General features: G+C 47.0%; 6 protein-coding genes and 1 pseudogene. 5 read left to right on the forward strand and 2 right to left on the reverse strand.

The features are described 5' to 3' along the window. The first annotated feature begins 40 nt into the window (after window positions 1-40). The 3 genes from KDK15_RS17450 (at window position 41) to rsd (ending at window position 5,279) form a co-directional block, all read left to right on the forward strand. Window positions 41-2,383, forward strand: a complete 2,343-nt coding sequence (locus KDK15_RS17450; RefSeq protein WP_257296670.1) for a Tex family protein — start codon at window positions 41-43, stop codon at window positions 2,381-2,383. Between the two features lie 454 nt (window positions 2,384-2,837). Next, window positions 2,838-4,415: a glutamate--cysteine ligase gene (gshA, locus tag KDK15_RS17455; RefSeq protein ID WP_257296671.1), complete on the forward strand. Its 1,578-nt coding sequence runs from the start codon at window positions 2,838-2,840 to the stop codon at window positions 4,413-4,415. A gap of 393 nt (window positions 4,416-4,808) precedes the next feature. Then, window positions 4,809-5,279, forward strand: a complete 471-nt coding sequence (rsd, locus tag KDK15_RS17460; protein WP_257296672.1) for a sigma D regulator — start codon at window positions 4,809-4,811, stop codon at window positions 5,277-5,279. Between the two features lie 71 nt (window positions 5,280-5,350). On the opposite strand, the gene KDK15_RS17465 is transcribed toward rsd, so the two are convergent. Next, on the reverse strand, window positions 5,351-6,034 hold the full coding sequence (locus KDK15_RS17465; protein WP_257296673.1) for an FKBP-type peptidyl-prolyl cis-trans isomerase: 684 nt from the start codon (window positions 6,032-6,034) through the stop codon (window positions 5,351-5,353). Window positions 6,035-6,406: 372 nt separating this feature from the next. Between KDK15_RS17465 and KDK15_RS17470 the strand changes: the two genes are divergently transcribed. Beyond that, window positions 6,407-6,952 carry a hypothetical protein gene (locus KDK15_RS17470; RefSeq protein WP_257296674.1) on the forward strand — a complete coding sequence of 182 codons (546 nt, stop codon included), beginning with the start codon at window positions 6,407-6,409 and terminating at the stop codon, window positions 6,950-6,952. 400 nt (window positions 6,953-7,352) lie between these two features. After that, window positions 7,353-7,544 (forward strand): annotated as a pseudogene (locus tag KDK15_RS21590) (RING finger domain-containing protein); the annotation flags it as partial. Window positions 7,545-7,656: 112 nt separating this feature from the next. Here KDK15_RS21590 and KDK15_RS17475 read toward each other — a convergent pair. Further along, the coding region (locus KDK15_RS17475; protein WP_257296675.1) for a hypothetical protein at window positions 7,657-7,914 on the reverse strand (258 nt) is incomplete at its 5' end.

The raw sequence follows: 7,914 nt of genomic DNA on the forward strand, positions 1-7,914 counted from the left end.
AACTGTCCTATTGTTTTGATTCCCATGATGAGTGTGTTTTATGCAGAGTATCTCCCAGCGTATAGCTGAAGAGTTGGGTGCCAGACCTGAACAGGTCACCAGTGCTGTACAGCTGCTTGATGATGGATCTTCGGTTCCTTTCATTGCCCGTTATCGGAAAGAAGTCACCGGAGGTCTGGACGATACCCAGCTGAGAACCCTGGAAGAACGTCTCCGCTATCTGCGAGAACTGGAAGAGCGCCGTGAAGCCATTCTGAAGAGCATTACCGAACAGGATAAGCTGACACCTGAACTGGAAAAAGATATCCGCTCTGCAGATACCAAAACCCGCCTGGAAGACCTTTATCTTCCTTATAAGCCGAAACGTCGCACCAAGGCTCAGATTGCCCGTGAGGCGGGTCTGGAGCCTCTTGCCGATATGCTGTTCGATACGCCAGAAAAAGATCCTGACGTAGAGGCAGCTGCTTTTGTGGACGCAGATAAGGGGGTAGAGGATATCAAGGCGGCTCTGGAAGGTGCCCGCTATATCCTGATGGAACGTTTCAGTGAGGATGCCGAGCTTCTCGGACAGCTGCGTGAGCTGCTCTGGAATGAAGGTATCCTGAGCAGTCGTGGGGTTGAGGGTAAAGAAGAGGAAGGCGCCAAGTTCCGGGATTACTTTGAACATGATGAGCCACTGAAAAGTGCTCCGTCCCATCGGGCGCTGGCCATCTTCCGTGGACGAAATGAAGGGGTATTGCAGGCTAACATCCGCCTCGCCAATGAACCGGAAGACCGTCGTGAAACCCATCCCTGTGAGAAGCTGGTGGCTGATTTCTGGAAGGTTGAGCACCAAGGCCGGGCGGCGGATGACTGGTTGAAGGATGTCGTTCGCTGGACCTGGCGGGTTAAACTGCTGTCTCAGTTGGAAACCGAGTTAATGACCCGCATACGGGAAAACTCTGAAGATGAAGCCATCAAGGTTTTTGCCAAGAACCTGAAAGATTTGCTGCTGGCTGCGCCTGCTGGCCTCAGGCCAACCCTGGGTCTTGATCCGGGCTTGAGAACCGGTGTGAAGGTTGCCGTGGTGGATGGTACCGGTAAATTGGTCGAGCATACCACCATTTATCCCCATGCTCCCCAGAAGAAATGGAAGGAAGCCCTTGGCACCCTGGCCACTCTTTGTCTGACTCATCAGGTTGAGCTGGTCAGTATCGGTAATGGCACGGCATCCCGTGAAACGGACCGTCTGGCTGCTGAACTGATGCGCAGCTATCCAAAACTTGGTTTGACCAAAATTGTTGTCAGCGAAGCCGGTGCATCCGTGTACTCCGCATCTGAACTGGCCGCCCGTGAATTTCCGGACCTGGATGTTTCTATCCGTGGTGCCGTATCCATTGCCCGTCGTTTACAGGACCCTCTGGCAGAACTGGTGAAGATTGAGCCGAAATCCATCGGTGTTGGCCAGTACCAGCATGATGTCAGCCAGATCAATCTGTCCCGCTCTCTGGAAGCGGTGGTTGAGGATTGTGTAAACGCGGTAGGTGTTGATCTTAATACCGCTTCCAGCGCGCTGCTGGCGCGCGTATCGGGCCTTAACCGTACCCTGGCCGACAACATCGTTGCCTATCGCAATGAAAATGGTGCCTTCAGAACTCGTAAGGACCTGCAGAAGGTGACCCGTTTTGGTGCTAAAACCTTCGAACAGGCCGCAGGCTTCCTGAGAGTGATGAATGGTGATAACCCTCTGGACAGTTCTGCTGTGCATCCTGAGGCGTATCCAGTCGTTGAGAAGATTGCCAACCAGTCAAGCCGGGATGTTCAAGCTCTGATCGGGGACTCTGCCTTCTTAAAGGGCCTGAATGCTGCTGACTTTACCGACGAAACCTTTGGTCTGCCAACCGTTACCGACATTATCAGTGAGCTGGATAAGCCTGGCCGTGACCCACGTCCGGACTTCAAAGCCGCCGAGTTCAAGGATGGCATTGAAGATATCCGCGATCTGAAGCTGAATATGGAGCTGGAAGGTGTGGTCACCAACGTGACAAACTTTGGTGCGTTTGTGGATGTTGGTGTCCATCAGGATGGTCTGGTGCATATCTCAGCGTTGTCTGAAAATTTCGTTAAGGATCCCCGTGAAGTGGTAAAAGCCGGCGATATCGTTAAGGTCAAAGTCATGGAAGTGGACGTTGCACGTAAGCGTATCGGGCTTTCCATGCGGATGTCGGATAAGGCCGAAGAGCGTGCTGAAGCTCGCCAGCAACCACGGCAAGCCAGAACTGAAAAGCCTGCAGGCCGTAGCAAACCACAGAAAGCCAGTCAGACTGGTAATCGTGGTAAGAAGCAGGATTCAGGTGGCACTTTTGCTGATTTGTTTGCCAATGCGAAACAACTTCGCAAGTAAACTCAGCAGCGGAAAACCGGTTTTGACCGTGTCTGCAAGGACGTTCTTAACGGTGATGGTTGCTTGCTAACGAAAAAGCCAGACAGGCCTTTGTCTGGCTTTTTTAGGGGATTTAGACAATTCAGGCTGGTATTATATGGACTACAGGACGAGACTGTCGCACAAGCGCTGGAAGCACTAAGGATCCAAAGACCAAAAAGTAATGTTTCCAGGAATTAGTGCCCTTCGTGGTTCCAGAAAATGCTGTTTATCTGTCTTTGGCGACAACCTCAGGACGTGGTCAGCTGCTAAGCTGATTGCTATTTTATCAGGCTCATTCAGGTTTTCTTGCCCGGTTTGAAGCTGAGTACTTATGAGAGTTCGTTCATGTTGTCGTGGTTACGGGTATCCGTGTTGCCAATAAGAATCATCTCTCTGAACGAATGTTATACCTAATTATTATTGGATCTGTACCTTGGCTACTGAGTATCAGGATCGTCTGGAGCTTTTCCAGTCCCATGCTAACCATTCAGTTCTTAATGGCATCTGCCATGGTATTGAGCGTGAAAGTCTCAGGGTTACCTCAGATGTTCGTCTTTCCCGGAAAAGCCATCCTGAGAAACTGGGGCGCGCACTAACTCACCCTTACATCACCACTGACTATTCTGAGGCACTGCTTGAATTCATAACGCCGGTACACAGTCGCATTGGTGATACGCTCTCCTTTCTTGAGCAACTTCACCAGTATACCTGCCAGAATATGGCAACTGAGTTCCTTTGGGCCGGGAGTATGCCGCCGCTGCTGGAAGGGGATGACAGTATTCCTATTGCGCGGTATGGGAGTTCCAATATTGGTGTAATGAAAAGTGTTTATCGTGAAGGGCTCTGGCATCGTTATGGCAAGCCAATGCAAACCATCGCCGGTATTCACTATAACTTCTCCCTGCCAGAAGAGTTCTGGGCGCTGTTACAGCAGTACTCTGTACAAGAGGAAATCAGCACTCAGGACTTCAGGTCGGCGGGTTATTTTTCCCTGATCCGGAATTTTCTGCGCTACTCGTGGCTACTAATGTACCTGTTTGGGGCCTCTCCGGCCGTTAGCCGAAGTTTTTTTGCCGATGGAGGCGTTCAGTCAGGCCTCCAGACGCTCGATAAGGACTCTCTTTTTCTTCCTTATGCGACGTCGTTACGCATGAGTGATATGGGGTACAGCAATCACGCCCAGTCTTCTCTGAATATTTGCTACAACACACTGGAAGAGTACGTGGACAGTCTTTCCAGTGCCATTCGTACACCATACCCTCCCTATGAAGCCATTGGTCTGAAAAAAGACGGTAAATACCTGCAACTGAATACCAATCTTTTGCAAATAGAAAATGAGTATTACAGCACTATCCGCCCAAAGCGGATTGCCCGTTCCGGTGAAAAACCAGTGACCGCTCTGCACAGGGAAGGCGTTGAGTATGTTGAGGTGCGTTGCCTTGATATCAACCCGTTTGAACCACTGGGGCTGAGTGAGCTGGATGCTCATTTTCTGGATGTTTTTCTGGTCTATTGTTCGATGCAGAGCAGCAATCCTATTCATGCCGATGAGTGTGCCGAGGTCAGCAATAATTTCAAAACAGTGGTTACGGAAGGCCGCCGCCCGGGTGTTGAGTTGAGACAGCAAGGCCAATCTGTCTTGCTCCAGAACTGGGGGCTTCAGCTACTGGATGATATGTCTCCAATTGCTGAGATTCTTGACCAGGCCAATGAATCGTCAACGTTTGTTAAGAGCTTGCGCGCGCAAAAAGAAAAGCTGAAAGATGTCGCTTTAACCCCTTCTGCTCAGCTGCTTAATACCCTTGAAACGGAGGGCTCCGGTTATCTTGAGTTGATGATGTCTTTATCGGAAAAGCACTCCAAAAGATTCTCTGAGCATGATCTGAGCGATGAACGAATATCCTACTTTGAGCAGCTTGCCCGGCGCTCTATTGATGATCAGCTGGCAACAGAAAACAATGATAGAAATGACTTTGATGCATTCCTGCAGGAGTATATGGCAGCAGAATAGTTAAGTAGCCGGGAGAAAGGACTCTCTGGCGAGAATATCTGAGAATAGAGCGTGATAGTGAGGATGGCAGAAGTTAATAGATAGTGTGTGGGTAATATTTATTCCCTATAACCACCCATCTGCAAGTTTGCTAATTAAAATAATTTTTTTTAATTAAATAACTTTTTTTTAGTTGAAAAAGTTGTTTGTTTGCCAGGAAAACACCCTGAAGCCATTGAATTCATAACGTTCCTTGAAAACTTGCATTTTAAATTGTGTTGTGTTTTGGAAAAATAAACGCTTGCCGCAAAAAATTCACTGTCATAACCTAGCTTCTGAGCTGCCTGACACAGGCGCTTAAGAGGTCCCCATTCATGCAGAAGAGATCTAATTGTTAAAGAGGAACTGTCTATCATGCTGGAGGGTTGCCAAACGGCCAAAGAACGTTGGGGAGGTGTATCAGAAATTATTGATCGCTGGCTCAACGAGCGTCAGGAGCTGATCGTCCTTTACTGCTCCATCAATGGAATGGATCAATTTGATGATGACAAGCGTCCGGTAGTCAGTAAATTGAAGGAATTGTGCCAGATATTAGTAGATTATGCTTCGGCTGGTCATTTTGAGGTTTACGAGCAGTTGATTCAGGAAGCCCGCGATTTTAATGATGGGGGAGTTGAACTGGCTCATACGGTGCTGCCACAGCTTGAAGAGAATACTTCAAGATGTTTGAAGTTTAATGATAGTTGTGAATCAATCAGCTCCCTGCAGAAACTTCAGGGTGCTGTATCGGAATTAGGCGAAACTCTGGCAGAGCGTTTCAGTCTTGAAGATAAATTGATTGAATCTCTGCATGAATCTCACCGGGAAAAGCTGGCTGAATCATGATGTTCGGATCAGGGGAGGACAAACTGCATACTGTGTTAAGACCATTCAGTCGTTTTGTCCTTCTGCCAGTATCAGCTGTTTTTGTTTACATCTCTGAGCTCTACCTTGAAAATAATTGCTTCATTGGGTCCAATGATTCCGGGAATACCGCTGGAGCCGTATGCCAGAGTCGAGGGAATAAAAAGCTCCCAGGTTGAACCTTCAGGCATTTTCTGTATTCCCTCTGTCCAGCCAGCGATAACCCGGTTTAACTGGAAAGTTGCAGGTTGGTTTCGAGTGTATGAGCTTTCGAAGAGGGTTCCATCTATCCGGCGGCCTTCATAGTGAACGGTTACATGATCAGTAATGGATGGCTTGATGCCAGTGCCTTTTGTGAGAACTCGGTACTGAAGACCACTCTTTAGCACAACAATGCCTGGCTTTTTGCTGTTTTTTGCCAGAAAAAGCTGGCTTTTTTTCAGGCTCTCCTGTGCTGCTTTCTGGTACTTGACCTGTTCAAGGTTTTGCTTTTGCACCTGAGCTAAATCTACAAAGTAGGTGACTTCATCCTGTGACAACTGTAAAACCTGGTTGCCAAGATTATCCTCTACACCCTGGATAACGGCGTTAACATTGATCCCATCAAATTGTTTAAGCTGCTCTGCCATGGATACTCCAAGGCTATAGCTTAATTTGTCACTTTCTGTTTCCAGAGCGGCGAATGAACACAGTGAGTAAGAGAGCAGGGTGATGCTGACAAACGCTTTGAATATCATATTTACACTCTTTCAGATAAGTTTTGCATCATGCTTTTCGGCACAGTTTTTTCAGTACAGGGAACTCTGAGCCCTATCATTTAGTAAATTGGTTTTTTTGGCAACCCCGGCTGAGTGTTATGTAGTGAAAAGTGCCTTATTTAAAGTGTTTTTTGTGGTAATAAATATGAAAAATAGACGTCCTCTTCTATCTATTTATTTAAGGGAAATGTAATTTCATCATCAAAAAAATAGAGAGAAAGCTAAAAAAAAATTTGCAGATGACGAATAAGCACTCTATGTTGGAATTAAAACTGGGTATAAATTATTCAGTTTTTATTACGATGTACTGACTACTAGTAGATTGGTTAAATTAAAACGAGGGACGACCCAATGCCTGCAACAAGGAAGACTGCAGATAAAAAAAGCACTGTCAGGAAGGCTGCTGCTAAAAAAGCTCCTGCTAAAAAAACCACTGCCAAGAAGACTGTCAAAAAGGTCGACATGGTGAAAAAGTGGGAAAAAGAAATCGACGCACTGATGAAAAAGCTGGAAAAAGCCAAAGAAGCATTGAAAAAGGCCAAGGCCAGTGCCAAGAAAGCTACTGCTAAAAAAAGCACCGCTAAGAAAGCCACTGCCAAGAAAAAGGTAGCTGTAAAGAAGAAAACTACCGCGAAGAAAACCACCGTCAAAAAGGCGGCAGCCAAGAAAAAGACAGTAGCCAAGAAAAAAGTGGCTGTTAAGAGCAAGCCAGCGGCCAAGAAGAAAGTAGTTGCCAAGAAAAAGCCAGCAGCCAAAAAGGCAGTTGTGGCCAAGAAGAAGCCAACAGCCAAAAAGGTAGCTGCCAAGCCGAAGGCTCCTGCCAGTAAGGACATAGCTAAGAAAAAGGCTCCAGCCAGGAAAACTGCTGCAAAAAAGACTCCTGCTAACAAGAAGTAAAATAGTTGGTAACTCGAAGTTTTAATGGGGGAATTCTATTCCCCCTTATTATTTTTGTATCTTCACTCTTTTCTCCTCTTTAGATATTCGATTCCTTTGGGTTTCCTACCTGCATTGCAAGACAGTTGTCTCTTAATATTCTGAAACCCGATACCTCAGTGAAAGCAGTTGTCAAGAACAAACGCAAAACGCAAAAACTGTGGCTGGGACAAAGACTGCATGATGAAAGTACCTGGGTTGATAGATTTTGGACCGTGTTTTGCCCTGATTAAATGAGTCTGAACGATAGCAATTACGGTAACAGCATTCATACACTATGTTTACTTGAAATAATTATCGGGAACTAAAATATGAAAATGCTGTCTGCAGTCTGAAGAAAATAAAACAAAAGGGTATGAAAATGATTGATGGAATCAACCCTTTCACGGTCCAAAAAAACAACCCGGAGGAAGAAAAATGTTCTGTCTGCTTGATGGTCTTCGGTAGGGATGTGGCTACTCTTATCACTAGCGTATGTAGACACACCTTTCACGCTGATTGCCTTAAAAAGGCCCTGATAGTACAAAAACAATTCGCAAATAGAACTACCTGCCCACTGTGCAGAACTGATTTGTCGAGTTTGGCAAAAGCATTAGCCAGTTCAGCTACTCGGGGTCAAGCGGAGCTCAGGCAAGACAGGCCTGACTCAGTGCCCCAGAGGGATATCAGCCAGAATGATCTTGTTTACGCATATCGCCAAAGAAGGCGCGAAAGGGAACGCTACCAAAATGACCCTGCTTACGCACAGTACCAAAGAGAGCGCCAAAGGTCGTACCAAGCGGCGCGCCAACAGAATGACCCTCTTTATGCAGAGCGTCAAAGGGCACGCAAAAGGGAGCAGCAAAGGGCACGTTATCGGAATGATCCCGCTTACGCAGAGCGCCAAAGGGAACGTCAAAGGGAGTATAGGCAGCGCCAAAGGG

This window comes from Endozoicomonas sp. YOMI1, assembly GCF_024606345.1.
Taxonomy (GTDB): Bacteria; Pseudomonadota; Gammaproteobacteria; order Pseudomonadales; family Endozoicomonadaceae; genus Endozoicomonas.